Origin of the sequence: Brevibacillus daliensis (genome assembly GCF_021245735.1) — a bacterium.
GTDB lineage: Bacteria > Bacillota > Bacilli > Brevibacillales > Brevibacillaceae > Brevibacillus_B > Brevibacillus_B daliensis.
Map to the genome: position 1 here is coordinate 25,700 of NZ_JAJISB010000030.1, position 26,911 is coordinate 52,610.

28 protein-coding genes are annotated in these 26,911 nt (G+C 41.2%); 23 read left to right on the forward strand and 5 right to left on the reverse strand.

Annotated elements, in window-relative coordinates; genetic code table 11:
• Window positions 1-5: 5 nt before the first annotated feature.
• A complete protein-coding gene (locus LM917_RS18760; protein ID WP_232699243.1) occupies window positions 6-1,481 on the reverse strand; it encodes a S8 family peptidase in 1,476 nt (491 codons plus the stop codon).
• Between the two features lie 166 nt (window positions 1,482-1,647).
• On the opposite strand from LM917_RS18760, the gene LM917_RS18765 reads away from it, so the two are divergent.
• The 12 genes from LM917_RS18765 to splB all read left to right on the forward strand — a co-directional run bounded on the left by LM917_RS18765 (window position 1,648) and on the right by splB (window position 14,377).
• Window positions 1,648-1,824 (forward strand): hypothetical protein, encoded by a 177-nt coding sequence (locus LM917_RS18765; RefSeq protein ID WP_232699244.1) that lies wholly within the window; start codon window positions 1,648-1,650, stop codon window positions 1,822-1,824.
• A gap of 284 nt (window positions 1,825-2,108) precedes the next feature.
• Window positions 2,109-2,549, forward strand: a complete 441-nt coding sequence (locus LM917_RS18770; RefSeq protein ID WP_232699245.1) for a hypothetical protein — start codon at window positions 2,109-2,111, stop codon at window positions 2,547-2,549.
• Complete coding sequence (locus LM917_RS18775) at window positions 2,533-2,853, forward strand: hypothetical protein (protein WP_232699246.1); 321 nt, start codon at window positions 2,533-2,535, stop codon at window positions 2,851-2,853. Before LM917_RS18770 ends, LM917_RS18775 begins: the two co-directional genes overlap by 17 nt.
• 17 nt (window positions 2,854-2,870) lie before the next feature.
• A complete protein-coding gene (locus LM917_RS18780) occupies window positions 2,871-3,146 on the forward strand; it encodes a hypothetical protein (protein WP_232699247.1) in 276 nt (91 codons plus the stop codon).
• Window positions 3,147-6,827 (forward strand): nitrate reductase subunit alpha, encoded by a 3,681-nt coding sequence (locus LM917_RS18785; RefSeq protein WP_232699248.1) that lies wholly within the window; start codon window positions 3,147-3,149, stop codon window positions 6,825-6,827. It abuts the gene before it with no gap.
• Window positions 6,817-8,310, forward strand: a complete 1,494-nt coding sequence (gene narH, locus LM917_RS18790) for a nitrate reductase subunit beta (protein ID WP_232699250.1) — start codon at window positions 6,817-6,819, stop codon at window positions 8,308-8,310. The genes LM917_RS18785 and narH overlap by 11 nt, the downstream gene beginning before the upstream one ends.
• Window positions 8,311-8,313: 3 nt before the next feature.
• Window positions 8,314-8,916 (forward strand): nitrate reductase molybdenum cofactor assembly chaperone, encoded by a 603-nt coding sequence (narJ, locus tag LM917_RS18795; protein WP_232699252.1) that lies wholly within the window; start codon window positions 8,314-8,316, stop codon window positions 8,914-8,916.
• Between the two features lie 37 nt (window positions 8,917-8,953).
• Entirely contained in the window at window positions 8,954-9,658 is a 705-nt protein-coding gene (gene narI / locus LM917_RS18800; RefSeq protein WP_232699253.1) for a respiratory nitrate reductase subunit gamma, read from the forward strand.
• A gap of 270 nt (window positions 9,659-9,928) precedes the next feature.
• Window positions 9,929-11,644 carry an acetate--CoA ligase gene (gene acsA / locus LM917_RS18805; RefSeq protein ID WP_232699254.1) on the forward strand — a complete coding sequence of 572 codons (1,716 nt, stop codon included), beginning with the start codon at window positions 9,929-9,931 and terminating at the stop codon, window positions 11,642-11,644.
• Between the two features lie 293 nt (window positions 11,645-11,937).
• On the forward strand, window positions 11,938-12,687 hold the full coding sequence (locus LM917_RS18810; RefSeq protein ID WP_232699257.1) for a hypothetical protein: 750 nt from the start codon (window positions 11,938-11,940) through the stop codon (window positions 12,685-12,687).
• Between the two features lie 283 nt (window positions 12,688-12,970).
• Entirely contained in the window at window positions 12,971-13,186 is a 216-nt protein-coding gene (locus tag LM917_RS18815; protein ID WP_232699258.1) for an SPOR domain-containing protein, read from the forward strand.
• 66 nt (window positions 13,187-13,252) lie between these two features.
• Window positions 13,253-14,377: a spore photoproduct lyase gene (gene splB / locus LM917_RS18820; RefSeq protein WP_232699260.1), complete on the forward strand. Its 1,125-nt coding sequence runs from the start codon at window positions 13,253-13,255 to the stop codon at window positions 14,375-14,377.
• Window positions 14,378-14,392: 15 nt separating this feature from the next.
• Here the strand turns inward: splB and cysK are convergent, their stop codons facing one another.
• Window positions 14,393-15,310, reverse strand: a complete 918-nt coding sequence (cysK, locus tag LM917_RS18825) for a cysteine synthase A (protein ID WP_232699261.1) — start codon at window positions 15,308-15,310, stop codon at window positions 14,393-14,395.
• A gap of 201 nt (window positions 15,311-15,511) precedes the next feature.
• Here cysK and LM917_RS18830 point away from each other — a divergent pair, with 201 nt between their 5' ends.
• The 6 genes from LM917_RS18830 to LM917_RS18855 all read left to right on the forward strand — a co-directional run bounded on the left by LM917_RS18830 (window position 15,512) and on the right by LM917_RS18855 (window position 19,354).
• The gene (locus tag LM917_RS18830) at window positions 15,512-16,150 is read left to right on the forward strand and encodes a deoxynucleoside kinase (protein WP_232699262.1); all 639 of its coding nucleotides are present in this window, start codon (window positions 15,512-15,514) and stop codon (window positions 16,148-16,150) included.
• 10 nt (window positions 16,151-16,160) lie between these two features.
• Window positions 16,161-16,847: a deoxynucleoside kinase gene (locus LM917_RS18835; RefSeq protein ID WP_232699263.1), complete on the forward strand. Its 687-nt coding sequence runs from the start codon at window positions 16,161-16,163 to the stop codon at window positions 16,845-16,847.
• 141 nt (window positions 16,848-16,988) lie between these two features.
• Entirely contained in the window at window positions 16,989-17,726 is a 738-nt protein-coding gene (locus LM917_RS18840; RefSeq protein WP_232699265.1) for a class I SAM-dependent methyltransferase, read from the forward strand.
• Window positions 17,727-17,756: 30 nt separating this feature from the next.
• Window positions 17,757-18,077 carry a hypothetical protein gene (locus LM917_RS18845; RefSeq protein WP_232699267.1) on the forward strand — a complete coding sequence of 107 codons (321 nt, stop codon included), beginning with the start codon at window positions 17,757-17,759 and terminating at the stop codon, window positions 18,075-18,077.
• Entirely contained in the window at window positions 18,074-18,826 is a 753-nt protein-coding gene (locus LM917_RS18850) for a DUF3109 family protein (RefSeq protein WP_232699269.1), read from the forward strand. The genes LM917_RS18845 and LM917_RS18850 overlap by 4 nt, the downstream gene beginning before the upstream one ends.
• 12 nt (window positions 18,827-18,838) lie before the next feature.
• Window positions 18,839-19,354: an acyl-CoA thioesterase gene (locus LM917_RS18855; RefSeq protein WP_232699270.1), complete on the forward strand. Its 516-nt coding sequence runs from the start codon at window positions 18,839-18,841 to the stop codon at window positions 19,352-19,354.
• A gap of 598 nt (window positions 19,355-19,952) precedes the next feature.
• On the opposite strand, the gene LM917_RS18865 is transcribed toward LM917_RS18855, so the two are convergent.
• The 3 genes from LM917_RS18865 to LM917_RS18875 all read right to left on the reverse strand — a co-directional run bounded on the left by LM917_RS18865 (window position 19,953) and on the right by LM917_RS18875 (window position 22,568).
• A complete protein-coding gene (locus LM917_RS18865) occupies window positions 19,953-20,270 on the reverse strand; it encodes a VOC family protein (protein ID WP_309241965.1) in 318 nt (105 codons plus the stop codon).
• A 287-nt stretch (window positions 20,271-20,557) separates the two neighbouring features.
• Entirely contained in the window at window positions 20,558-21,064 is a 507-nt protein-coding gene (locus tag LM917_RS18870) for a GrpB family protein (protein WP_232699272.1), read from the reverse strand.
• 268 nt (window positions 21,065-21,332) lie between these two features.
• A complete protein-coding gene (locus LM917_RS18875; protein WP_232699273.1) occupies window positions 21,333-22,568 on the reverse strand; it encodes an IS110 family RNA-guided transposase in 1,236 nt (411 codons plus the stop codon).
• Window positions 22,569-23,009: 441 nt separating this feature from the next.
• Between LM917_RS18875 and LM917_RS18880 the strand changes: the two genes are divergently transcribed.
• From LM917_RS18880 to LM917_RS18900, 5 genes are all read left to right on the forward strand, one after another.
• Window positions 23,010-23,297 carry a hypothetical protein gene (locus tag LM917_RS18880; protein WP_232699274.1) on the forward strand — a complete coding sequence of 96 codons (288 nt, stop codon included), beginning with the start codon at window positions 23,010-23,012 and terminating at the stop codon, window positions 23,295-23,297.
• A gap of 322 nt (window positions 23,298-23,619) precedes the next feature.
• Window positions 23,620-24,420 (forward strand): aminoglycoside nucleotidyltransferase ANT(9), encoded by an 801-nt coding sequence (gene ant(9), locus LM917_RS18885; protein ID WP_232699275.1) that lies wholly within the window; start codon window positions 23,620-23,622, stop codon window positions 24,418-24,420.
• Window positions 24,421-24,669: 249 nt separating this feature from the next.
• Window positions 24,670-25,125 carry a DinB family protein gene (locus LM917_RS18890; RefSeq protein ID WP_232699276.1) on the forward strand — a complete coding sequence of 152 codons (456 nt, stop codon included), beginning with the start codon at window positions 24,670-24,672 and terminating at the stop codon, window positions 25,123-25,125.
• 270 nt (window positions 25,126-25,395) lie between these two features.
• A complete protein-coding gene (locus tag LM917_RS18895; RefSeq protein WP_232699277.1) occupies window positions 25,396-25,881 on the forward strand; it encodes a flavin reductase family protein in 486 nt (161 codons plus the stop codon).
• A 112-nt stretch (window positions 25,882-25,993) separates the two neighbouring features.
• Window positions 25,994-26,905, forward strand: a complete 912-nt coding sequence (locus LM917_RS18900; protein ID WP_232699278.1) for a catechol 2,3-dioxygenase — start codon at window positions 25,994-25,996, stop codon at window positions 26,903-26,905.
• The last annotated feature ends 6 nt before the right edge of the window (window positions 26,906-26,911 follow it).

Sequence of the window (26,911 nt, forward strand, 5' to 3'; positions counted from 1 at the left end):
CTTATTTACCTGGTAGTAGAAAATGGTTGAAACCCGCCAAAAAATCGATCAAAAAAGTTTTGCCAAGAGTTACGTGGAGTAGGGTGAGACGAAGGTGCTGGATGCTTGCGATTATTACTCTCCTCCAGTGCCTGTTTCACATTTACAAAACCATGACCATACAACGTATCGTGGCCAGGTTCTCCCAAGTCCTTTGCAGTCTTTTCCATTATTTCTCGGATTTCGGTAACAGAAAGAGCAGGATTAACGGAACGAATAAGACTAGCAATAGCGGCAACATGTGGGCAAGCCATTGACGTGCCAGATAGAGCAGCATAATCCTTATAAATATAGGTACTTGGAATATCGACGCCCGGAGCTACTACGGATACAGGCGCACCGTAATTGGAGAATTCGGCTAACTGGTTCTTGTTATCTACCGCACCTACACCAATTACTTCAGGATAGGCTGCGGGAAAGCTGGGCTGATCAGTAGAATCGTTACCGGTAGCTGCTACCAGTACCACGTTTTTTTGATTAGCATAGGTACATGCTTGTTTCAACGCTGCTGATGGCGCATAATTGCCTACACTTAAATTAATTACCTTGGCACCATGATCTACTGCCCACTCTATTCCAATTGCAATATCTAAAGCAGTTCCACTGCCATCTGCACCAATCGCCTTTATCGGCATAATTTTGCTGTTCCAGGATATTCCAGCAATCCCATCCCGGTTATTCGTACGCGCTGCGATGATTCCAGCAACATGTGATCCATGCCCATTATCATCTTGTGGTTGGTTCGTATCTGTTAGCACGTTATAACCTTTCACCAGCTTTCCCTGGAATTCAGGGTGTCCTAGATCAACTCCTGTATCAACGACCGCTACGACTACGTCATCAGCACCCTGGCTAATTTCCCAACTTTGTTCCATATTGAGCTGACTAAGATTCCACTGGTATCGATTGTAATAGACATCATTTGGAGTTTTGTTCGGCAGTAGTAAATAGTTAGGCTCTGCGTAGACCGATTCGGGATGTCTCGCAAAGACCTTCATCAACTCTTGGGTGGAGAGTGACCGTGATTTAATGATCATCGATTTGGAGCTTCGGAAGTCACGCTTAATGAAGCTGTCTGTCGCTTTGCACATTTTTTTTAGTTCTTCGTCGGAAGGACGTTTCGTAAATCGCACAACAACTTCATTGTCGACGTAATGGCTTTTATCACGATTATTATGACGAATTGTTGTAATTTGAGGCTTATGTTCCATTTTGCTACGCATATCTTTTACTTGCTCGACATAGTCAATTTTGGGAACACTTCGTTCATCCATTGTAATGGCGTGCGCCTGTTGATTTGATTTTTTCACTTGTTGCTGGCTAGATGGAGATGGTCGAACAGATTCAGGTGAAGCCACTTTTGGCTTGGACATATATGAGTTATAGGTAAATAACCCTCCTACCAGTAATCCTACAAAAACAAGTGTAAATATGGTCTTCACAATATGTCACTCCCTTATTACTCAATATGATATAGGCTGTGCTATTCCTCATGATTTCATAGGAGGAAAAAAATGAGTATCAACCCAATTGGAAATAGGAGTAAAAAAGAGAGCCATGACACAAACTATGCATGAAAAGTGAGTATTTAATTAGGAGGAATAAGTAATGAAAAAGCCAATGAGCAAGCAAACTCACACCGATACATGGCTTCAAAACACCGATACATTAGGATATCAAAATGCTACAACTGCTGATCAAGGTACGTCGCTAACACAAGAACAATTAAATGAATCCTATGCGATGGGAACTGTTGATGGAGTAGATACAGGAGATGAATCCTAAGGGATTACGTTAACACGAAAGAGGTTGCATAAGAGGATGGTTAGTTCTACATGAGCTAAGTATCCTTTTTTTGTTTCTCCAAATTGCATTTTAAACTTAGGAGAACCACAGAGAGTAATAACATTTGATTTAGTATTGTGATAATTAACCACAAAGATTGTACCTTTTGGATGAAAAGGCTTGAGAAATCAGGCCTTTTTTATTTGGTTTAAGCACTTGGGCATATGGATAAAATTAGGATATGCATATTACAATTTTGAAAAAAATGAAGGAAGTGGTTACGGATGTCAGGACCAGCTCTAAGACATTGGGATAGTCATTCTTCGATTCATGAATCTGCTCTGGGTGAGGCTACAGAATTGACAGAGCTTTTTCGTCTTTGCATAGAGAATGAAGATTTCAAGAAAGCACTTGAGATTGCTTATATTACGGTCGAGCATTGGGAAACTAGAACTTTGCAGCATGCTAGCTCAGAAGAAGAAGGACTGTACAAGGAAATTACTGAGACAACGCCAGAGGCAAAGGAAATCATTATCGCATTAACGCGTGATCATACGCTTATGCGGTACTTGGTACGTGAAGTAAAGGAAATAGTAAGCAATCAAGGATCTTTTGAGGAAATACTGAAACGATTTCAAGCGCTTATTCTTATAGATACCCTTCACAATGAAGATGAAGGTATTTTGTTAGGTGAAGAGACGGTGTCCCATGAGTCAACTGCTTAATCACGATATGTCTTCGGAACAGCCGCTAAGATCCGTGATACCCGCTTGTTACCATCGCCTTCTGGAGGAATTCAAAGCTTTTCATCTGCATTCATATGACGTTAAGGCAGATACGATAATTCAAGACGGCGGTTATTCCATCATTTTGAGATTTGGAGACGACCTGAAACATGTGAAGGAAAAACTATTCTCTCATGAAATGGTGACGAATTTGGATACAACAGTGATTGATTTTTTCAGAGATGCTGGTGAATCCTGCAAACAGGCTTTGATAGCCGACTATTTCAAAATGATGAAGCTTTAGAAAAGGACGGATGCTAAGTGTATGCATTTCACGAAGAGGACGATCTGCTTGCTATGGATAAAGAAGATGTGCTTGAGGTTTTAAGGATACGTTTCGGTGATGTTCCGGAAGATATTAGTAACAAAATAAATGAGATCAAAAAATTGGATGCTATGCAAAGGCTAATCATGGTCGCTGCTAATGCATCCAATTACAATGTATTCCTTGAAGAATTGTTGGCAGGAGAAGCGTCATATAAATTGCTAGGCGAACGCTTCGATCCTTTAAGCCAAGATGCGGGAGGATTTGTATAAATGAAGAGAAAAGGCGGAAAGCTGCTTCGGACATTCAAGCATCTGCAGCGCGGTGAGCGTATTAACGATGGGTGGACAGAAGAAAATGTTAGGCCCAGGGACTGGGAAAGCATGTACCGTGAACGTTGGCAGCATGACAAGATCGTCCGTTCCACACATGGCGTGAATTGTACGGGTTCCTGTAGCTGGAAGATTTTTGTGAAGGATGGAATCATCACGTGGGAAACACAGCAGACGGATTATCCGACCACCGGAACGAATTTCCCTGAGTATGAGCCGAGGGGATGTCCTAGAGGAGCCAGCTATTCCTGGTATACATATAGTCCGATTAGAGTCAAGTATCCCTACATCCGCGGTGATCTCTATGAATTGTGGAAAAAAGAACGCGATTTGGGGCACGATGCTGTAGTCGCCTGGAAAAACATAGTAAGCGATCCCCAAAAACGTGCAAAATATGTAAAAGCGAGAGGGAAGGGCGGGTTTGTTCGCGCTGATTGGCAGGACGCTTGTGAAATGATTGCAGCGGCCTCAATCTATACCATTCAAACCTATGGGCCTGATCGAGTTGCGGGTTTCAGTCCGATACCTGCTATGTCAATGGTCAGCTATGCCGCTGGGGCCAGATTTCTTTCCTTAATCGGAGGGACAATTCTGAGCTTCTATGACTGGTATGCGGATCTCCCTCCAGCTTCACCACAAATTTGGGGTGATCAAACCGATGTGCCAGAAAGCGGTGATTGGTATAATGCCAAATATTTTATTATTTGGGGAACCAACTTGCCGCAGACCCGGACGCCTGACGCGCATTTTATGGTGGAATCCAGATATAACGGAACCAAAGTAGTCGGAGTAAGTCCTGATTATGCCGAATACGAGAAATTCGCCGATATTTGGTTGCCGGCACGCCCTGGAACTGACGGTGCGCTTGCTATGGCAATGACACATGTCATTCTGAAGGAATTTTATGTAGACCGGCAGACGCCTTATTTCAATGAGTATGTCAAGAAATTTACGGACCTGCCCTTTCTGATTATTTTGAACGGCGAGGCGGATGATGCACGAACAGGAAACTTCCTCAGGGCCTCAGATATTGAAGATCACCATGAACTGGGAGAATGGAAAACCGTCGTTTGGGACGAACACAGTGAAGGATTGGCCATACCCAACGGCAGCCAAGGCTACCGGTGGGATCAGGGGAACAAATGGAATTTGGACATGAAGAAATTAGATGGAAGTCCCATTGATCCAAAATTAAGCTTCATAGACAATTCCGATGAAATTGTGCTAGTCGGTTTTCCTTATTTCGCAGAAGGCGGGGGCGGTTGTGTCAGACGCGGGGTCCCTGTAAAACATATTTCAAGTAAAGACGGTAAAAACTTGAGAGTTACCACGGTTTACGATCTTATGATGGCTCATACGGGTGTAAACCGCGCTTTGCCTGGAGATTATCCGAAGGACTATGATGACCCCAAGCCTTACACGCCCGGGTGGCAGGAGAGCATCACAGGGGTTCGAAGAGCCCACGTCATTCAAGTCGCTAGAGAATTTGCCGAGAATGCGGCAAGAACAAAAGGGAAATCCATGATCGCTATGGGCGGCGGCACGAACCACTGGTTCCACAGCGATCAAATCTATCGCTCCATACTGAATTTAGTTCTGCTAACGGGCTCCCAAGGCGTGAACGGAGGGGGCTGGGCCCATTATGTCGGACAGGAAAAGGTCCGCCCGCTTGAGGGCTGGCAGCAGGTGGCGTTTGCCAACGACTGGTTGAAGCCGCAAAGACTGCAAAACGGAACTTCTTTTTTCTATTTCGCCACCGATCAGTTCCGTTATGAAGTGAGAGAGAATGAGGAGCAAAAAGCTTGGGGCGGGCGATTTACGAACATGCACCCCGCCGATTTCAATGCCATGGCTGCGAGGTTGGGGTGGCTCCCATCGTTCCCGCAGTTCACCCAGAATTCTCTGGACCTCATCAAGGAGGTCAGAAATAACGGGGCGGAGGATGACAAGGCTGCCATTGATGAGATCGTGAAACAAATAAAAGAAAACAAGATTGAATGGGCAATTGAAAATCCGGATGATCCGCGCAACTTCCCTCGTGTTTTTTTCAATTGGCGCTCCAATTTGCTGGGTGACAGCGGTAAAGGGCATGAATATTTTGTGAAGCATCTGGTCGGTGCCGATGATCATGTGCTTGCGGATACCGAGCATTCCTGGAAACCGGAGACAGTTAAGGTCGAGGGTGAAGCACCCGAAGGAAAGGCCGACCTTCTAATCAGTATAGACTTCAGAATGACCAGCTCTGGGTTATTCTCCGATATCGTCCTACCAGCGGCAACCTGGTATGAGAAATTTGACCTGAGCAGCACGGACATGCATCCTTTCGTACATCCGTTTAACGCTGCAATCTCTCCGCCTTGGCAAGCCAAGAGCGACTGGGATACTTTCCGTGAGATTGGCAAGGTGTTCTCAGAACTCGCTGAAAAGCATTTACCTGCTTGTGAGGATTTGATCATGACGCCGTTGGCCCATGACACCGTAGGCGAGATCGCTCAGCCAGGCGGCAAAGTATTGGATTGGCGTAAGGGAGAAGTGGAGGCAATTCCCGGGAAATCAATGCCCAACTTTCACATTGTGAAACGTGATTACCCCAATGTGTATCAGCAGATGACGACGATCGGACCCAATATCAAGAATGGTTATGGGGCGAAAGGTGTCAAAATTCCAGGCGATAAGGTTTACAAGGAACTGATTGAACGACTGGGTACCTCGAAAAGGGACGGGATCGGCAAGGGCAATCCTGATCTGTTTACGGATAAGCAAGCCATTGAAGCAATCCTTTTGATGTCAGGCGCAACGAATGGCAAAAGGGCCGTTGAAGGATGGAAATCGATGGAGGCCAAAACGGGCAAGCATCTTGCTGATATCTCCGTGGCTCGTGAGGAAGAAGCGTTCACGCTGAATGATCTGACCGCGCAACCCAGACAGGCTATTTCTACACCCGTTTGGAGTGGCTTGGAAAAGGATAACCGCCGTTACTCGCCGTTCACCGTCAATACCGAATACGGGATTCCTTGGCACACGTTGACCGGTCGTCAAAGCTTTTATCTGGATCATGAGGTCATGTTAGACTTTGGCGAGGGATTGCCTTTATATTTGCCGCCATTGGCGCATGGGCCTTACTTGAAAGGCGAGAAGGAAGTTGAGCATAACGGAAAGTGGATAACGCTCAGGTATATGACGCCGCACCAAAAGTGGGGCATCCATACGATGTTTACGGATACTACGAATATGTCAACTTTATTCCGGGGATGGCAGACGGTGTGGTTGAATGAGAAAGATGCTGCTTCTATCGGTGTCAAAGATAACGACTGGATTGAAGTCTATAACCGAAACGGTGCCGTTGCGGCAAGAGCGGTAGTCACCTATCGGATTCCGCAAGGTGTTACCTTCATGTATCACGCCCAGGACCGTACGCTCGGCGTGCCGGGTACAGCCATCAATAAAACGCGAGGGGGCACGCATAATAGCGTAACCAGAATTACAGTAAAGCCCACTCATATGATAGGCGGCTATTCCCAATTGAGCTACGGTTTTAATTATTATGGCCCGACAGGCAGTCAGCGGGATACGATGGCCATTATCCGGCCGCTTAAGGAGGTGGACTGGCTTGAGAATTAAAGCGCAAGTCGCCATGGTTATGCACTTGGACAAATGTATTGGCTGTCATACGTGCTCGGTCACCTGCAAGAATGTGTGGACCAATCGTCCTGGCGTGGAATATATGTGGTTCAACAATGTGGAAACGAGACCTGGACCTGGATATCCGAAACAATGGGAAGACACCAAACGTTTTAAAGGCGGATGGGTGTTGAAGAACGGTAAGTTGACCCTTCGCGCAGGCGGCCCCATTACCAAATTGGCAACGCTATTCTACAATCCCGATTTGGCGGATATGAACCAGTATTACGAACCATGGACGTATGATTACGAACATCTGATCACCAGCCCTAAGAGCAAACATTTGCCCGTGGCCAGACCAAAGTCGATGATAACCGGAGAGTTCATTGATAAGCCGGAATGGGGGCCTAACTGGGATGATGATCTAGCAGGCGGCAGTGAAAACGTTTCGCTAGATCCCAACGTGAAGAAGCTCCAAGAGCATATCGCCATGGAGTATGAAAAAACGTTCATGATGTATTTGCCGAGAATCTGTGAGCACTGTTTGAATCCGCCGTGCGTAGCCTCCTGTCCGTCCGGGGCTTTATATAAACGTGATGAGGACGGTATCGTTCTGGTTGATCAGGAAGCCTGCCGAGGCTGGCGCTTCTGCATGAGCGGTTGTCCTTATCACAAGGTGTATTACAACTGGAATACACACAAGGCAGAGAAGTGCAACTTCTGCTATCCGCGGACAGAAGCGGGACTGCCAACGGTATGCTCCGAAACTTGCGTAGGACGTCTTCGTTATTTGGGTGTCGTTTTATATGATGCGGATCGCGTCAAGGAAGCCGCTTCTGTGGAAGATCCCAAGGATCTTTATGAATCACAGCTATCCGTTTTTCTGGATCCTTTTGATCCGCAGGTGATAGCTGAAGCGAGAAAAGCGGGAATTAATGAGTCTTGGATTCAAAGTGCGCAGGATTCTCCTATCTACAAGCTGGCGATGAAATGGAAAATCGCATTACCGTTGCATCCGGAATACCGCACGCTGCCTATGGTCTGGTATGTGCCTCCGCTTAGTCCGATTATGAATCATATTGAAGAGGGAGCATTAAATACCGATCATTACATTCCTGCCGTAGATCATATGCGTATTCCTATGGAATATCTGGCTTCGTTAATGACTGCCGGGGATACAGAAGTTATCCGGAAAGTGTTATTGAAGTTGACTGCGATGAGGGTGCATATGCGGCAGCAAACGGTAGGCGGTATGGATGAGCTGAGCCACAGCGAGCTGCTGAAAGAGGCCGGCATGTCTGCGGGCGATATTGAAGATATGGCTCGCTTGTTGGCAGTAGCCAAATATGACGAACGCTTTGTTATACCGACTGGACGTAGGGAAATGAATGACGACCTGTACTACAGGTATGGGGCATGCAGTATAGAAGGATTGGCTCCCCCTGAAGGGATGATGACCTATCCATTTGGAAAGGAAGAATAGCAGATGGATGATCAGACACGCATTGTTCTTGCCATAGCCTCCAGGATTTTGAGCTACCCGACAGAGGCGTTCAAGAGCGAGCAGGCAGACATCGAAGCAGTCATAAGAGAAGATATCAGCTCAAAGCCGCTTCGTAAGACGCTTGCCCAGGCCGTTGCTCCGATATATGACAAGTCAAAATGGAGGATAATGGAGCACTACGTAGAGACCTTTGATTTGAAGGAAAAAGCAGGTTTATATCTGACTGCGCATGAATTGGGCGATAGCCGAAAACGAGGGATCGCGCTAATCGAGCTTCGGAGGATGATCCGTGAGGCCGGGTTTGAATGTGGTGATGATGAGTTAGCCGATTACATACCTATGCTCTATGAATTATTGGCCCATTCAGAGGAATCGGAGCCGATGGAACAGCTAAGACAACGGCTTTCGTTCGCCACGCAGCGGATTCGGCGCCACCTCGCAGAGGACAACCCATACAAGCCATTTTTTTCGATTTTGATGGAGGCTGTATTTAAAGAGCTTTCGCCTCAAGACATGGAGAAGCTTGAGCAGGGAAGAGAGAAGCCTGATTTGGATACGATGCCGTACCCGTTGATGTATAAGTAGCGGATAAAAGCGAAAGCCGACAGAGGGAGGTTAACAAATGAGCGAAGTTTTTTGGTGGGTTGTTTTTCCGTATATTGCATTTACCATCATGCTTGTTGGGATGCTTTATCGTTTTGCATTTCGAGGAGTGACCTGGACTGCGCCATCAACGGAGTTTTTCGAGAAAAAATGGCTTCGTATCGGCTCGCCGCTTTTTCATTACGGGATCATATTCGCCTTCTTCGGACACATCATGGGCATGGTAGTACCTAAGCGGTTCTATGATGTATTAGGTGTTAATGATGAGATGTACCACGCATTCGGCATTATCGGTGGCGGTTTTGCCGGACTTATGGTAGTAGCGGGCTTGATCATCTTGCTCATACGCAAAATGACTGTTCCACGGGTTCGCGCGCAAGCATCATTTGCCGACTATTTTGCCGTCATTTTGGTGCTCCTAGTTTCGATTTTGGGCACCTATATCACGATTATTTATAACACAACGGTGCACGCATACGAATATCGAACGACGATTGGTCCCTGGTTTCGCAGTTTGTTTGTTTTTCAGCCTCAGTACGAATTGATGACAGCTGTTCCATTTGTCTTTCGATTTCATGTCATCGTCGCCTTTTTGCTATTCGCCTCGATTCCGTTTACGAGTCTCGTACATATTTTTTCGTTTCCAGCTAGATACCCAACGAGAGCGCCGATCCAATACCGTTCACGTATAGGATACAGAAAGGGATCGAGTACGCGGAAATAAAGGAATAGGAAATCCAGCCCGTTGATTTCTATCAACGGGCTGTAAAATTTATAACTCAGCATCCCCGGGGATCATTATGGAGCGGACAGATACACTTCTTACGGTGGCGAAAACCTTAGCGAAGTGTGAAAATAGGAGTTGGTTTTCTTAGTAATCTATCATACGTAAAATTCGGAATAATAAAAATAATTAGAGGATTTATGTCGGATATGGAGAATGTAAAAATGAATGCGTTTTCTAATGAATTTACCATACAGGGAGTGAGTGGACTTGAAAGAGGATATCATCACAGCTGCAGGTGGAAATTGTAATCTACAGAACTACGAACAGAGCTATGAAACGTTCGAGTGGACAGAAGTTGAAAAAGAGTTTAGCTGGTATGAAACCGGCAAAGTTAATATGGCATATGAAGCTGTTGATCGACATACACTCACATCCAGAAAAGATAAAACAGCGCTCATTTATAGTGATGCAACACGTGATGAAAGCTATACATATGAAGATCTTAGCAAGCTTTCAAACCGTTTTGCCAATGTTGTTCAAAATCTGGGAATCGTAAAGGGAGACCGTGTTTTCGTCTTTATGCCACGTACACCAGAGCTATATGTAAGCATTCTTGGCTTATTTAAAAATGGTGTCATTGTTGGGCCATTGTTCGAAGCATTTATGGAAGCAGCTGTTCGGGATCGTCTGGAAAATAGTGAGGCTTGTGCCATTGTTACGACGCCTTCCTTACTGCCGCGTATACCAGTTAATGAATTGCCTGCATTAAAGCACATTATCTTGGTAGGAGAGACAGAGGAGCTGCAAGAAGGACAGATTAGCTACCATAAAGAGATGGAACAAGCCTCCGACGAGTTCGATATCGTTTGGGTGGATAGAGAAGATGGGATGCTTCTTCACTATACCTCAGGCTCGACTGGTAAACCAAAGGGAGTTCTTCACGTACACAATGCAATGATCCAGCATTATCAGACAGGTAAATGGGTGCTTGATCTTAAGGAAGATGATATTTACTGGTGTACAGCTGACCCAGGTTGGGTGACGGGTACCTCATATGGTATTTTTGCTCCATGGCTTAACGGGATAACGAATGTAGTGCGTGGGGGAAGATTCTCACCAGATAGCTGGTATGGAACATTAGAGAAGTACAAGGTGACAGTATGGTATAGTGCCCCAACTTCATTCCGCATGTTAATGGGTGCAGGGGATGAGGTTGTGAAAAAATATGATCTTTCCGGCGTTCGTCATATTTTAAGCGTAGGTGAACCACTTAATCCGGAAGTAGTGTATTGGGGTAAAAGAGCATTCAATCGTAATATACACGATACCTGGTGGATGACGGAGACTGGAGCTCAGCTTATTTGTAATTATCGCTGTATGGATATTAAACCTGGATCGATGGGTAAACCGTTCCCAGGTACGTATGCAAGTATTTTAGATGATCGAGGAAATGAACTTCCTCCTAATCGAATGGGTAACCTCGCCATTCGCACAAACTGGCCATCAATGATGAGATCGATTTGGAAAAATCCATCTAAATATAATGAATATTTTCAGTTTGAAGGTTGGTACGTTTCAGGTGATACTGCCTATAAGGATGAGGAAGGATATTTCTGGTTCCAGGGTAGAATTGATGATGTAATTAATACGTCAGGTGAGAGAGTTGGACCGTTTGAAGTGGAGAGCAAGCTGGTGGAACATCCAGCTGTTGCTGAAGCTGGGGTGATCGGAAAACCAGATCCTGTGCGTGGTGAGATTATCAAAGCGTTCATTGCCCTTCGAGATGGTTATGAGCCGAGTGATGACTTGATGGCTGAAATTAGACAATTTGTAAAAGAAGGTCTAGCAGCTCATGCAGCGCCTCGTGAAATCGAATTCCGCGATAAACTTCCAAAAACGCGATCTGGAAAAATAATGAGACGCGTACTGAAAGCATGGGAATTGAATCTGCCTACAGGAGATCTCTCTTCAATGGAGGAATAAATCACCCATACGTTTTAATAAGCCGTTAGCTGTTTTGTAAAAAATATAGCTGTACAAAGAGCAGGTTAAAATCTGCTATTTGTACAGCTTTTCGCTTTTCTTTTTACTATGTAAAAAAGAATAACTTCATCAAAAATTTCCACATAAACAAGTACCAACACCTTCGAATGTACATCGAACCAGTTTTTCTTAAGAAAAGTATGAAATTTCACACAAAAATGTATTGCGAAATCTAATGATTTCCCCTACTTTAAAGATAAATATACATTATGTAGAGAGTAGGTATAGACAGAGTGAATACATTATCACCATATAACGATAAGTCTCCAGACAATGATAAGTTACTTCAGCATCATGATGATTCAAAGCTAATCGCTATACCCTTTGTACACTCACGAATATCACTACTAATTATCATGGTGGTCATCCTGCTTAGCTTCTTTTTTACATGGAAATTAAGCCCATTACTACCAAAGTGGTCCTATTATCTACTGGGTGTGCTTCATGCATCGTTACTCATAAGTAGCGGTTGGATGATGATGAAACCATTTGAACAAAAAAGGCAGTTACATAGCTTGTTCTTTCATTCAGTACTAGGTGTATTGATTTCCATGGATTTATTTATTATTACTTCTAAACTTCTCTATCATTTTTTCGGTCTAACACTGGTATGGGTCTATCTTTCACTTACTTTTGTTTACTTGGGTATCGGTCTTGAAATCATCACATACAGCAAGTGGCGTAAATCACTCCAAAGAAAAAGAGAGCGAGTTATGACGGAAGAAGAAAAACGGAAACGGGATAAGCTAATAAGCAATTTATCATTACTTCTACTTGTTCCAGTAGGATTATCTCTGATTATTCCTAACATTATAGGGAGACAAATGAGTATGACGGTAATTGTTTTTGTGACATCTATACTCTTTTTGCTCCTTGCTAGACAAATACATACCTATATTCTTGCAAGACGATACCCGAATCAGGTGAAGTATCAAGTACCTCGTCAAGCACGCAAATCTGGAGATAAAACCATTAGTGGTTAGGCTTCACAATATGACTGAAGTGTAAGAGACAGCAATCTATCTGGTATACTATAAAGTATAATAATCTAAATAAAGTGAATATTAATTCAAAAAATGTGGCTTCGCTACCTGTAAAAAGGCGAGCGAAGCCAAGTGGATCGTATACATTTTTTTCATTCATTCATATGATATATAAATTGAAATTTCAGGCTCAATTTTGAAAGCGCTTACCGATAGCGGATCATTAATGCTGGTAGTCCAAGTGGAAGCATGAGAATCATGTGCAAAAAGGAGTAGATGCGATGTGTGGACGAAATGGGTAATTGTACACCAGTCTTACGGTTTGCCAAGGGCTGCTGATGAATATAGACGTCGGTTGAAACTAGCTGGCATTACTTGCAAAGTAACTGGAAAAAAACGTGGTGGAGCACTTTATTTGTATCAGGTTCAGGTTCCTATTGAGGAGAAGGAACGTGCCCTTTCTCTCTTAGCGGAGATAAAACGAGAACTACAGATATAAACCAGTAATACCCTTGCGCATCCGTAGACAAATGTGGGAAAACTAGGTGCAGGGGGATTGATAACGATGGCAACTGTTTTACAGGAGAAATCGAAAACAGGCACGGTCGCAAACAAATCTCAGACACAAGCCAAGCAGCTTCCAATAGACCATAACCAATTTGCTTCCAAGCTGTTCGTACCAGATCTGGTATATTTTGAACCGGATGCTCTAAATTACCCATTAGGTAAAGACCTATATAAACAATATCAGCAGATGGATATTCCGATTAAAATGACAACAAGTCATAATCAGGTCAGAGGCATTCCCGGAGAGACGGAGCTACAACAATACCGGAATGCAAAACGGACATTGGTAGTCGGGGTGAAAAAAACGCTGAAATTCGAGCAATCAAAACCATCTGCTGAATATGCTCTTCCACTTGCTACGGGATGCGCAGCCCACTGCCATTACTGCTATTTGAATACCAATGTTGGCTCGAAGCCTTACATTCGGGTCTACGTAAACATTGACGAAATTCTTGCAAAGGCAGGAAAGTATATGGAGGAGAGGGAACCAGAGATTACTCGATTTGAAGCAGCTTGTACCTCAGATCCAGTTAATATTGAACATATTACTGGAAATCTGAAACGAGCCATTGAATATATGGGTCAACAGCCTTTGGGACGCTTGCGATTTGTAACAAAGTTTCATCATGTAGATTCACTCTTGGATGCTAAGCATAACAAGCATACTCGATTTCGCTTTAGCATGAATGCGGATTATGTCATACGTAACTTTGAGCCGGGAACGTCAACCTTTGAGCAGCGCATTGAAGCAGCAGGAAAGGTAGCTAAGGCTGGTTATCCATTAGGCTTTATCCTTGCGCCACTCTATTGGTTCGACGGATGGGAGGCTGGTTACACCGATCTGTTGGAACGACTACATGATCGGTTAGATGAATCTGATCGAGTCGATGTAACATTTGAATTAATTCAGCACCGATTTACGAAGATTGCCAAAGGATTAATCCTGAAACGATACCCCAAGACAAAACTGATAATGAACGAAGAAGAGCGTAAGTACAAGTGGGGGAAATACGGAAAGGGAAAATATGTTTACCCCGAAATTCAGGCTAATGCCTTGAAAACTCATATGCAAAAAGAGATTATGCGTCTTTTTCCAAAAGCAAAAATTGAGTATTTTACATGATGGAAAAGGTATATATCAGCTAAACAAATCACTGGATAAATATCGCTCGCCACTGTCAGCGCAGATGGCGAGTACTTTTTTGCCTGCACCCAGTTTTTTGGCTACCTTAATGGCTGCATATACGGCTGCGCCGGAGGAAGGACCCACCAAAATGGCTTCTTCACGGCCTAATCTTCTTGTCGTAGTGATTGCTTCTTCATCTGTGATATGAATAATCTCGTCGTATATTTGTTGGTTCAGGATTGTCGGAATAAAGCCAGGACTTGTTCCTACAATTTTATGGGCCCCTGGTTGTCCACCAGCTAGCACGGGTGAGCCCGCAGGTTCTACAACAGCAATATGAAGGTGTGGATAATGTTCTCTAAGTGTTTCACCACATCCTGTAATTGTTCCACCTGTTCCTGCGGTGGAGACAAATCCATCCAATTGACTTCCCATTTGTTCAACGATTTCCAGAGCAGTGGTATAGCGGTGGATATCTGGATTAGCTGCATTTTCGAATTGCATAGGAATGAAGCTACCTGCTACTTGTTCTCCCAGTTCCTGAGCTTTGCGAATGGCTCCAGGCATTTTTTCATCCCCTGGAGTAAGAACTACTTCAGCACCGTACGCTTTCAAGAGCATAATCCGTTCCTTTGTCATGGTGTCAGGCATAACAATAATACACGGATATCCTTTAGCTGCTGCAACCATCGCTAGGCCAATCCCGGTATTGCCACTGGTTGGTTCTATGATGGTCGCTCCTGGCTTTAGTAGACCATCTTTTTCTGCTTGTAGAATCATATTGTAGGCAGCACGATCCTTAACGCTGCCACTTGGATTAAATTTCTCCAATTTTACGTATACATCTGCCATATCTTGCGTGACAACACGCTGTAATTTTACAACAGGAGTATAACCGATTAGTTCTCCCATAGTTTTTGCGATTCTCAAATGTATAGCCTCCCTCAAAGTTGTATTCATTATGAATGAGCCGAAATATAGTAGTTATTTAATCCCATAATAACACATCGGAATTGTTGTAAAAAGAAGCTAAGTATGATTCATTTTTCTTATTTTTTCATTTCGACAAAAAATGCGTTGCATGGTAAAATAAAGATCGTTTTGTTTATCGGGGGAGGAGCAGGAGATTTCATGGACTCTATTTTTATTACAGTGGAAGGACCCATCGGGGTCGGAAAAACTTCTTTGTCTGAAATCATCAGCCGTACGTATGATTTACAATTGATGGGGGAAATCGTCTACGAAAATCCCTTTTTAGACAAGTTTTATACTGACATTGCAGAGTGGAGTTTTCAGCTAGAAATGTTTTTTCTCTGCAATCGGTACAAGCAATTACAGGAAATATCCGGGCAGATTACTACTGGTAATTCAGTCGTATCTGATTACAATATTTTTAAAAATACGATTTTTGCAAGACGTACTTTAGATGAAGAAACACTGGCTAAATACTTGCAAATCTATAATATACTGACGAAAGACATGCCGCAGGCTCAGCTCGTCATTTATTTGAAGGCTTCCCTCGAAACCGTAATGAAACGGATTGCCATGCGAGGACGGGGTTTTGAAAAACAGATTGATGAAAGCTATATGGTAAATCTTATCGCTGACTATGAGGACTTCATGAGGGAGTTTGAGCGATGTCATCCGGAAATACCTGTGCTCACTATTGAGTGCGATGAACTGGACTATGTTCACCGAAAAGAAGATCTTGAGAAAGTACTGGAACGAATTAAACCATTTTTACCCGTGCAACTTACAAGTAGAGGATAAGGAGAAAAATATGTCTGTTTATCAACCAACTGCACTTCGAGAAAAATATAATATTCCTAGCGACGCCATTATTACGATTGCGGGAACAGTAGGCGTTGGGAAATCAACATTTACAAAAGCGCTGGCTGATCTATTAGGGTTTCGTGTTTCATATGAAAAAGTGGACAATAATCCGTATTTGAACCTGTTTTACGATGATTTGTCTCGTTGGGGGTTTCATTTACAGATCTATTTTTTAGCAGAGCGATTTAAAGAGCAAAAGCGTATTTTTGAATACGGAGGCGGTTTTGTACAAGACCGTTCGATTTATGAAGACACAGGCATATTCGCTAAAAATTTGCATGACCAGGGGCATATGACAGATGAAGATTATGAGACGTATACGCAATTGTTTGAAGCGATGGTCATGACTCCATACTTCCCTCATCCGGACGTATTAATTTATCTCGAAGGTAGTTTCGATGATATTGTTACTCGAGTAAAAGAGCGTGGTCGTCCGATGGAGCAACAAACACCTGTAAGTTATTGGGACGATTTATATACGCGCTATGAAAATTGGATTAATAATTTTACTTCCTGTCCTGTTCTTCGAGTTAATATTAATGAATATGATGTCTTGGATGACCTGCAATCTGTTGAGGTTGTATTGGCTCGTCTTGCAGATAAAATAAATACATCTCGTCAATGCAGACGTTAGGGAAAACGCGGCTTTGCAACTTATTATGTGCAAGGTCGTTTTTTCTTTCAAAGTGTCAAAACCGCATGTGCGGGTATGCTATAATATGCAAAGCAAAGAGACGGCAATTAACGCGTCAGATAGAAGGGAGCCATCTGTTTCATGGGAGATGCTTGGTTTGAGAAAAGCTTTCGCGAAGATTACCTACTTGTATATCAACACCGCGATGAACAATCGGCTGATAAAGAAATACATAATATATTGGAAAAACTGGCAGTCAAGCGGAGTGGTCGCGTTTTAGACCTTTGCTGTGGAAGTGGTCGTCATTCCAGAGCCTTGGCAAGACGAGGATATGAAGTGGTCGGGGTTGATTTATCTCCCGTTTTACTGGAACAAGCGGAGCTAAATCAGGAACCTCTAGATGTCACTTATCATCAATTTGACATGCGAGAGATACCATTTGATAATGAATTTGATATTGTCGTCAACTTGTTCACCAGCTTTGGATATTTCGATAAGGACGAAGAGAGCGCGCAGGTAGTTACCAATATGGCTCGGGCACTAAAAGCAGGGGGAGAGGTAGTCATTGATTATCTGAATCCATCATTTGTAAAAGAACATTTAATTTTACACTCTGAGAGAGAAATGAATGGATTATTAATTGAAGAGAATCGACGAATAGAAGATGGATTTGTGAAAAAGGATATACTCATTCATGATGCAGAGAGAAATCAACCTCGTATTTATCGTGAACAGGTTCGATTATTCGAACTGGATGAAATGATGAAAATGTTGGAAGAGGCAGGTTTCAAAGAAATCCAGATCTTTGGTAATTACGACTTTCAACCATATGATAAGATGACGTCAACGCGCATGATTTTCTTTGCGCAAAAAGGATAATCGGCATAATAAACTAAAGGAGACATAACAATGGAAATTCAAAACCACGCAGAATTACTTGCCCTGTTGGAATCTGATTTTATAAATAAGCCACTTACTGTAACTTACACGGACTGGGAAGGTGGCGATCTGGAAGATGAACAGGTTACTACTTTTCAAGGTACAATTGTAGAAGTATCCATTAGTGATAATGAATTTGAAGAAAAGGATTTATCCCTCCGCTTCCAGACTGACGAGGGCGAAGTAGAGATCCTGATGGAAATCCCGGCAGAAGAAAGTGATTTGGCGAATCAAGATGAGGATAGCTTCCGCATTTTCGGCACGGAAGCAGAACTAATTCTGGCAAAATGAGACAGAGTAAGCTCATCCGTTATTATGGAACAACAGAACGCATGACGGAAAAAGAAGCATATCGTTGTGAGAAGTATCTGAAGCGAAATCAAGAGCGAATCATCACAAAAGGAAGATTCCTCATTGATGGTAAGGCACTTAATAAACCTTATAATCTCGATTGCTTCAACTGCCATTTGGTTCATCGTGAGACCTGTTGCGAAAACGGTCAACCTTATGCTGTCGAGGAATGGCAGATTCCCCTCATTGAGAAGGAGAGCGCGATCATTGCGGAAAAATACTTCAATGGCAGATTACGTGAGAAAACTCTTCAATCTGGTTGTTTTGAACAGACTGAACCCGGTGTAGTCCGCATGGAAAAGGGCTCTTGCATGTTCTATGGAGAGGTTGAAGGAAAGCGTTGCTGTTATCTTCATGCCAACGGAGTGAGGGAAGAAAAAGACGTATATTCCATTAAGCCTTTTAGCTGTCAGCTGTATCCGATTGATCTGATTGAGGTGGGCGATCACCTGTTGATCACTGCCTTGACGGAAGAGACTGCTTCATTCTCACGTTGGGGAAGTGATTACCTGGAGGCATTTTATTGTGCGAACCTGGACAGAAGAAAGCATGCTCACCACATTGATGAAAAACATTTTGCGGTAGATGATTATCAAAGCGCATACTATTGGGGAAAAGAATTAATCATTCGTTCACTTGGACAAGATACTTACGACATACTACATGAGACAGTGCAGGAGAACGGGTAAGGGGGAAATATAATGGATTTACAACCCAAAACGGTTAAAGAATCCAAAACAGTAAAAGCTGTTTTGGTCCTACCCTCAGATACCAACCATCACGGTACCGTATTTGGTGGGACTGTAATGTCTTATATGGATGAGGTTAGTGCAATAGCTGCGATGAGACACTCTCGTTGCCATGTGGTTACAGCATCAGTAGATTCTGTAGATTTTATTGCACCCGCCAAGATGGGATATTCTATATGTATAGAGGCTTTTGTAACATCGACAGGGCGTACCTCCGTGGAAGTGTTTGTGAAGATCATCAGTGAAAATCTGTTAACGGGAGATAGACAGTTAACGGCTACATCTTTTGTTACATTCGTGGCATTAGATGAGAACGGAAAACCAACTGAGGTTCCTCAAGTCATACCGGAGACTGAGGAAGAAATTTTCCTACATCAGACAGCGGAACAACGCAGAACCATGCGAAAAGAAAGAAGAAGAATGACACAGCAGTTTTATAATTCACTTGATATAAATAAAAATATATAGAAGGTAAGGACGATCTCTTTGGAGGTCGTCTTTTTCTTTAAAGGAATACTGTAGTGTTAGAAGAAGCACATTTTTTGACAGATAGGAATTAATAAAAATTCCTATCTGCATAAGTGCAACTAAGGCTTTTCCTGCGCCAGAGGCTTGGAAAAACCAAGTTTTCTAATCTACGAACTCGGTAAGGCCCTGCGAGGGGGCGAAGACTGTCCGCTACACAGTAAAGAGTGCGGAAAGTGCAAAAAACCAGCTAATGTTTGTCAAGCATTTATGCTAGGTAGGACCTTAAAGGTTCTGGACAAAAATGTGCTTCTTCTGCCAAGTGCTTCAGAAACTGTTTATAAAAAAGATGAACCGGAATTATCTAAATTTCGGTTCATCTTATTAAATAGTTGAACTAATTATAATTTGGCAAAACATCGGGGAGACTAACCAAAAGTTATTGTAAGAGGTGTATTAAGAGACAATTTATTTTGGCTATATTCCTTATCTCTTTTTTTACTATGTATCCCACTCAAGCAAATGCAATTACTATGCCTTGTAGTATGGTTTTGGAACCAGTTGATAAAAATATGAAAAATGCAAAAGGAACAGCGTTAATTTATGAAGTACAACTAAATCCAGGTTTGAAACCAAACGCTTCTCTTGGTTCATACCCTTTCTCCTTTAACCATTTTACTGAATTTTTTAATCCATCTAATGTCACTTGAAAAGCAATATGTCTTATTGATGGGTGATATTCTAATTCAACTTTATCCGTTTCCCATAACCCTAACCAACTTTTATCGTTTTCAATCCATAAAAAAGCTAATTTATCATCAATACTGTGGTCAAACTCTAATCCTAAATTCTTATAGAAATCTATACTTTTTTTTAGATTGCTTACTGGCAAATGTGCTTCATATAGACCTTTAATCATATTTTTCATACCTTTCTTAAAATTTGATAATATGTAGTTATCATACCATTTAAACTTAATAAATTGTATTTGATTGAAATAACTGCCCTTTTCTAACTAACCAAATATCTAAATGTTAATAATTTTATTATACATAGCGAGATTAAAATAATCGAACTTTTAAAATTTATCAAGACCCAAATTTAAAAAAGATAGATAAATAAAAGGACATAACATATTAGTCATATAAAATATGTTATGTCCTTTTTTCTTCAATTTACTTTCCTGTTAACTTAATAAAAAACCTATTAAATTTTTTCTAAAATTGTTCGAATGAAAGTAGTTTTCTCTTCTGTATATTTATGTTTATTATTTTTATTTAACTTTGCTAAATTAAGTTTGAGCTGTTCATATTCAATTCTTGCTTCATCATTATCTCTCAAGTAATCTCTGAACTTTAGCTGTTCAAGTAAATATTTATTTCCACATTGATACATGTGGATTTGATAGATTCTTGGTTCACCCTTACTAAAATAGTGTCTATCAGGCAAAATATTTGTTCCTCTATACGAATATCCCAACTCCTCTAAAGGTGAGGAAGTATTCGCACCATCTTTAAAATCTTTGATTTCTATGGCTATGTCAATAATTGGTTTTGCACTTAAATGTTTTACTGATGTACTTCCTATGTGGTGAATATTCATTATATATTCACCTATTTTATCTTGTATTTTTTCTTTCTCTGAAAAAAATTTTTTATTCCATTCCTCTGTCCAAGGAACTAAGAATACTTCTCCTTTTGGCAAGCCTAACATCTTATTCCCCCTTTTAACGTTAATACCGTTTTTTTAACCATTGGAATATTATACCACACTGAAAGACTCTTTTAATACTCTGCCCTGTTAGTTGAAGAAGAAATTGAGAACGTTGTTCTCCCCCTTCTTCTTCAACTAAACCAGCTAATAGTTTGTCAAACATTTCGATAAATAATGAAATTCTAGCGTGTTATACTGAAAGCAGGACATGACAAATAAGCTTCCTATGATCTCATGGAAGTTACTTGAATACATGTAAATCTTTGTTTTATGCAACATCTTGGAAGACGGTTTTGTTTTTCAAAAGAGCGTAAATCCAATGTAAAAGCTTATTAGCACAGGCAATAATAGATACTCGATATGGTTTTCCTTCTTCACGTTTCTTATCATAAAAGGCTCGTAATTTCTTATTCCGAGGAATGAGTTCTTTTGTTGTTCGGCTTTTACGTGAATCTCGGATGGCACAACGGACAGCTGTAAATAAGGCGTGTCTTAACCTGCTAGAACCTCTTTTCGTAATGCGATTTTTGGTACCTTTAAAGGTGCCAGATTCAAATACGCTAGGATCAATTCCCGCAAAGGCAACCAACTTTTTTGGGTGATTAAACCGATCTATTTCTCCAATTTCAGAAATTATCGTTGCCGCGATTTTTTCACCGATACCAGGAATGGATTGGATAATCTTATATTCTTCTATATTTTTTGCTAAAGCATCTATCTCTTCTTCAAGGTTGGATAGATGCTTTTTGTATTCCAGAAGAATCCCAATAAGCATCTTTAAACTAATCAAAAGACTTTGGTATAAAGTCTGTTGAAAGGGGTTTCTACTTGCGGCGCTGATTAGTTTACTTGCTTGATTACTTGCCCATTTCTGCGAACGACTGTTACACAGTTCCTTAATCTTTTTGGATACTGTCTCTTCACTAGCCATTAGGATTTCTTCTGAAGTAGGAAAGGTCAATATAGTAAGCAATGAAACATCTGAATATAAGTCTCCAAACACACCTACATACTCTGGAAACACTTGATCCAACACAGATTGAAATTGTAGTTTTGTTTGTACATACATACCAGTTAAATTCTCGTGCTGTCTCGTAAGATTACGCAAGTTTAATAGTTGAATGCCACGTTTTTTATAAGACTCTAAATCCTCTTTGTAATACATCTCGCAGAGATGTTGGGCATCGATGATATCTGTCTTCACTTTGCGTAAGCTGGTACTCTTTGCTCGATAAGAAATAAGTGGATTTATTATTATTAATAGGTATCCACGCTTTTCAAAAAACTGTACAACTGGCATATGATAATGTCCTGTTGACTCCATGACGATTGGTGGTTTAATACCTGATACATCTTCTACTTCTTTCAGAAATGTATGAAGTACATGTAAACCTTCTAGTGTATGTGCTACTTTAAAACTCTTTTTGAATGGTTTCTTTTTCTCCAAGAATGCTTGAACCTGACTTTCTCCTTTTGCGACATCCAGACCAACGACTGGATTCATGTGTATCTCCTCCTTATTAATTAATTCACTGGTAACCCCTATGGCTGCTTATAGTGTCATAGCTTCGCTTGTTATACGAGATCTAAGTCCCAACCAGCTTCAATCATGTTTCTATAAGTAGGGGGCGAACGGTTTAGCTGACGGGATTATATTCCCACGGGCAGGGACGTTCTACCCCAGCTACCTTTAGTATTCTAGAACCTAAACAAAAAGGTCAACCAATAACTAAAATGTCCTTTACAAAGTGGATATTTTAAACATGGTCAACCTTATAATACGAACGGAGCAGGTTTGTTCAATAAGAAATCACAAAAGGAATGAGCATTTACTGTAAAATAAGATTAGACGTAGTAATGTCTAATAAAAAAGTAACGCAAAAAATTGAGATGAAGCACATTAGTATTATTACACGACAAAAATAAAAATATATGGAGGTTAGTAATGTTATTTATGATATTTGGGGTTATTGCAATAGTAGCAACTTTTATAAATCTTTATATGTATAAAGTAGGAAAGGATTATAAGCTTGCTATGGCGATGGGATTATCATTTACAGCATTAACACTTTGTGCAGAATACAGTCTTGTATCGGTGTGGGTAGAAGTGGAAGATTGGGCAGCTTTAATGGATGTAGTACCTGGTATGGAAAGGGCATTATGGTTTTTGACAATTGTTTCTATCTTACTAAATATAGCACCTATACTTTTAGAACGAAAAGGTAAGAAATAATGACTAATTGTCACATCATTTATATAATATGCAATTATTGTGTAAGTCTTTATGTATAACTAACGGGGTGGCTTTAGTAAAAGAAGAAAGGGTTCTACATATTAGATATGACTAATATGTAGAACCCTTTAATTTTCCTATCTTTTTTAAAATTAGGTCTTGATAATTTATAAAAGAACGATAATTTATATTAAAGATTGATAAAAACGTTCTGTAAAAAATGTTTCTTTTGTTCAGTAATCGGTCATTTAATTGAACACCAATGAAACCAATATAAACGTACATTATGCGAACATAATCAGAGGAGAGGAGTTTGTAGTTGATGAGCGATTTGAGTAACGAAAAAATACCAAAGCAAGCGATGCAAGCATTAAAAACCGTAGAGGAGTTGCTTGGAAGTTCGATAGTCGGGGTATTTCTATTTGGTTCTGCAGTAAATGGTGGTTTACGCATTAACAGTGATGTAGATGTCCTAGTGGTCGTGAATCATAGTTTACCTGAAGTAACTCGAAAAAAACTAACAGACAGACTAATGCTTATATCTGGAAAGATAGGAAATACAGATTCTGTGAGACCACTTGAAGTCACGGTTATAAACCATAGTGATGTTGTACCTTGGCGATATCCACCAAGAAATGAATATACCTATGGTGAGTGGCTCAGGAGTGAGTTTGAGAAAGGACAAATCCAGGAACCAACCTATGACCCTGATTTGGCTATTGTTTTATCACAAGCGAGAAAGAATAGCATTTCTCTATTTGGTCCTGATGCTTCAGATATAATTGATCCCGTTCCGATGACAGATATTCGAAGAGCGATTGAGGAGTCTTTGCCAGGGTTGATTGAGGGTATCAAAGGTGATGAGCGTAATGTAATTTTAACCCTGGCTCGAATGTGGCAGACAGTGTCTATCGGTGAAATTTCTCCAAAAGATGTGGCTGCAAAATGGGCTTTTCCTCGGTTGCCCAAAGAATATTCGACTTTACTCGACTTAGCCAGAAAAGCCTATCGAGGAGAATATGTTGATAAGTGGGAAGGACTGGATTCCGAGGTGACAGCACTCATTAATCATATGAAAAACTCTATAGAATCTTGTCTTAGCCAAACCCAGGAAAAGCGATAACAATACAATAGAAATTTTGTACACATTTTCTAGAACTATATATCATTAATGAGATATTGCAGAATCCTCAAACGGAAATAAGCTGAAGTAGGATCAAGACAATTCTTTACATCCTTGCACCCTCCAGTCATAAAGGAAAATAACTACAAAAAAGAGAATAAAAGTACCGTGTTACTATTATCAGAACAGATTACTGCCAGAAAATAGTATTAGATAAAACTATTCGTGCATGAGCGGGAGGAAATAATGGTGGAAAAGAGGAATGAAGTCTTGTTTAATCAGCTTCGTATGTATCGAGATTATTTGCTTGCGGTATCAGATGTCTCGGAAGAAGCTGCCAATGTAATTCCATCAGGATGTAACAACAATATTCGCTGGAATCTGGGGCATGTTTATCTGGATCAGTACCTCTGGATTCAACATCTGACGAAGGAACCGATTGAACTTCCTGAAGGGTTCCGAGAGTGGTTTGATTATGGGACGAGCCCGGCTAATTTCTCTGATGATACACCTGATCTTGCCACCCTTCGTGATTTATTGAAGATACAACCTAAGGCGATTTTAGAGGCGTATGGGAATCGATTAGAAGAAGAGTTTGCTCCGACAGAAGCTGGCATGCATACGATATCACAGGTTCTAGTGAGGACTATTTTTCATGAAGGTCTTCATATGAATGCCATACAATCAATATGCAAATTTTTATAGTATTTTTACGGAGATTCTAGTAGTAACAACGAACAAACCGGAATTTTAGAAGCACGATCTGATAAAGACCAGATTAGTGACTTACTTAACTCCGGTTTTTTTACGTTAACTATGAAAAACCTAGCTTGTTCTGTTTTGATGTACATGAAAAACCTCCAAGTAGAGAAAGAGCCGTTTCATAATATGAAATAACTGAATTGTCAGTCTATTGTTCAGGGGTTATAACTAAACTATTAGCAATTTTATCTGAAAGTGAAGGAGGAAAATCTGATGGATGACAAACAATTTCGGCGTACACTTGGTTCATTTGCTTCTGGAGTTACAATTGTAACGGGAGTTGATCAGGAAAAGAGAAAAGTTGGTTTAACTGTAAGTGCTTTCTCTTCGTTGTCACTTAATCCACCGCTTATTCTCGTATGTATAGACAAACGTAGTGATAGTTTGTCAGCTTTTGCAAAGGGACGTCCATTTGCGATTAATATCTTGAGTGAAGAGCAGAGTGATACAGCTATGATATTTGCCAAAAAAGGCATTGATAAATTTGAAAACGTTACCATTTCAATCACTGAGCAGAATGTTCCAGTTCTCAACCAGAATTTAGCGACATTGCATTGTGAAGTCCACAATGTTGTCGAAGGTGGAGATCACGACATTATTATTGGACTGGTAAAAGAAAGTGAAATTCATGAAAGAAAGCCGTTGTTATATTATAATGGCCAGCTAGGTAATTTGAAGGTCGAATCAACTGTTGGATAGCAGAAGAAATAGAAGAGAGTAGCAAAATAAATGTCTTTCATAAAACGTCTTGAGTATGTAGAAGTAGAGCTATAAGCAAGAATGTTTTCAAGAAAATAAGGGGGTTTTACTTATGGGAGTAATGCGTTTAGGCAGAGCGGAATTACGTGTGATGGATTTGGAAAAATCGGCGGAGTATTACAAGAATATTATCGGATTGGATGAAACAGCACGTGATGGAGAACGCGTCTATTTGAAAGCATGGGATGAATACGATCACCACAGTGTTGTGTTAAAAAAAGCAGATTCACCAGGAATTGATCATCTAGCTTTTAAAGTGGAACGAAGCGATGACTTAGATAAATTTGAATCCAAAATTGAACAGTTCGGATTAACGTTAACGCGTGTTTCGAATCGAACACGAGCTGGGGAAGGGGAGGCTATTCGATTTCAGTTACCAACGGGTCATTTTGTAGAGCTTTATCATGAGATTGAATTCCTAGGTACAAAAACTGGCACATTAAATCCGCATCCGTGGCCAGATGGACTCCGAGGGATTGCACCACACCGTCTCGACCACGTGCTAATGACTGGTGATGATTTAACGAATACGACTCGATTTTTTGTCGATGTTCTTGATTTCCGTCAAAGTGAAAAGATCATGACAGTAGATGGAGAACAAATGGTTGGCAGCTTTATGTTTAAAACAAATACGGCACACGATATTGCCTTTATCAAAGGACCAGATGCGAAATTACATCATTGTGCGTTCCATGTAGACAACTGGTATGACGTCTTAAAAGCAGCCGATATATTGACTAGACATGAAGTACCCATCGAAGTGACTCCTACTCGTCATGGTATCACACGTGGAGAAACCATCTATTTCTTCGATCCTTCAGGTAATCGAAATGAAGCTTTTGCAAGCGGTTATATCACGTATCCAGATTTTCCAACCATTACATGGACAGAGGATAAAATCGGACAAGGAATTTTTTATCATCGTCGTGAGTTAATGGAGTCATTTGTAAAAGCACTAACCTAGGATGAA

Coding starts and splice junctions, on each gene's coding strand:
- LM917_RS18765 (WP_232699244.1), top strand. CDS start 1,648: ATGAAAAAGCCAATGAGCAAGCAAACTCACACCGATACATGGCTTCAA.
- LM917_RS18855 (WP_232699270.1), top strand. CDS start 18,839: ATGGATTTACAACCCAAAACGGTTAAAGAATCCAAAACAGTAAAAGCT.
- LM917_RS18775 (WP_232699246.1), top strand. CDS start 2,533: ATGAGTCAACTGCTTAATCACGATATGTCTTCGGAACAGCCGCTAAGA.
- LM917_RS18835 (WP_232699263.1), top strand. CDS start 16,161: ATGTCTGTTTATCAACCAACTGCACTTCGAGAAAAATATAATATTCCT.
- LM917_RS18850 (WP_232699269.1), top strand. CDS start 18,074: ATGAGACAGAGTAAGCTCATCCGTTATTATGGAACAACAGAACGCATG.
- narI (WP_232699253.1), top strand. CDS start 8,954: ATGAGCGAAGTTTTTTGGTGGGTTGTTTTTCCGTATATTGCATTTACC.
- narJ (WP_232699252.1), top strand. CDS start 8,314: ATGGATGATCAGACACGCATTGTTCTTGCCATAGCCTCCAGGATTTTG.
- LM917_RS18865 (WP_309241965.1), bottom strand. CDS start 20,270: ATGATTAAAGGTCTATATGAAGCACATTTGCCAGTAAGCAATCTAAAA.
- LM917_RS18845 (WP_232699267.1), top strand. CDS start 17,757: ATGGAAATTCAAAACCACGCAGAATTACTTGCCCTGTTGGAATCTGAT.
- LM917_RS18785 (WP_232699248.1), top strand. CDS start 3,147: ATGAAGAGAAAAGGCGGAAAGCTGCTTCGGACATTCAAGCATCTGCAG.
- LM917_RS18880 (WP_232699274.1), top strand. CDS start 23,010: ATGTTATTTATGATATTTGGGGTTATTGCAATAGTAGCAACTTTTATA.
- LM917_RS18830 (WP_232699262.1), top strand. CDS start 15,512: ATGGACTCTATTTTTATTACAGTGGAAGGACCCATCGGGGTCGGAAAA.
- LM917_RS18900 (WP_232699278.1), top strand. CDS start 25,994: ATGGGAGTAATGCGTTTAGGCAGAGCGGAATTACGTGTGATGGATTTG.
- LM917_RS18840 (WP_232699265.1), top strand. CDS start 16,989: ATGGGAGATGCTTGGTTTGAGAAAAGCTTTCGCGAAGATTACCTACTT.
- LM917_RS18895 (WP_232699277.1), top strand. CDS start 25,396: ATGGATGACAAACAATTTCGGCGTACACTTGGTTCATTTGCTTCTGGA.
- splB (WP_232699260.1), top strand. CDS start 13,253: ATGGCAACTGTTTTACAGGAGAAATCGAAAACAGGCACGGTCGCAAAC.
- LM917_RS18875 (WP_232699273.1), bottom strand. CDS start 22,568: ATGAATCCAGTCGTTGGTCTGGATGTCGCAAAAGGAGAAAGTCAGGTT.
- LM917_RS18770 (WP_232699245.1), top strand. CDS start 2,109: ATGTCAGGACCAGCTCTAAGACATTGGGATAGTCATTCTTCGATTCAT.
- LM917_RS18870 (WP_232699272.1), bottom strand. CDS start 21,064: ATGTTAGGCTTGCCAAAAGGAGAAGTATTCTTAGTTCCTTGGACAGAG.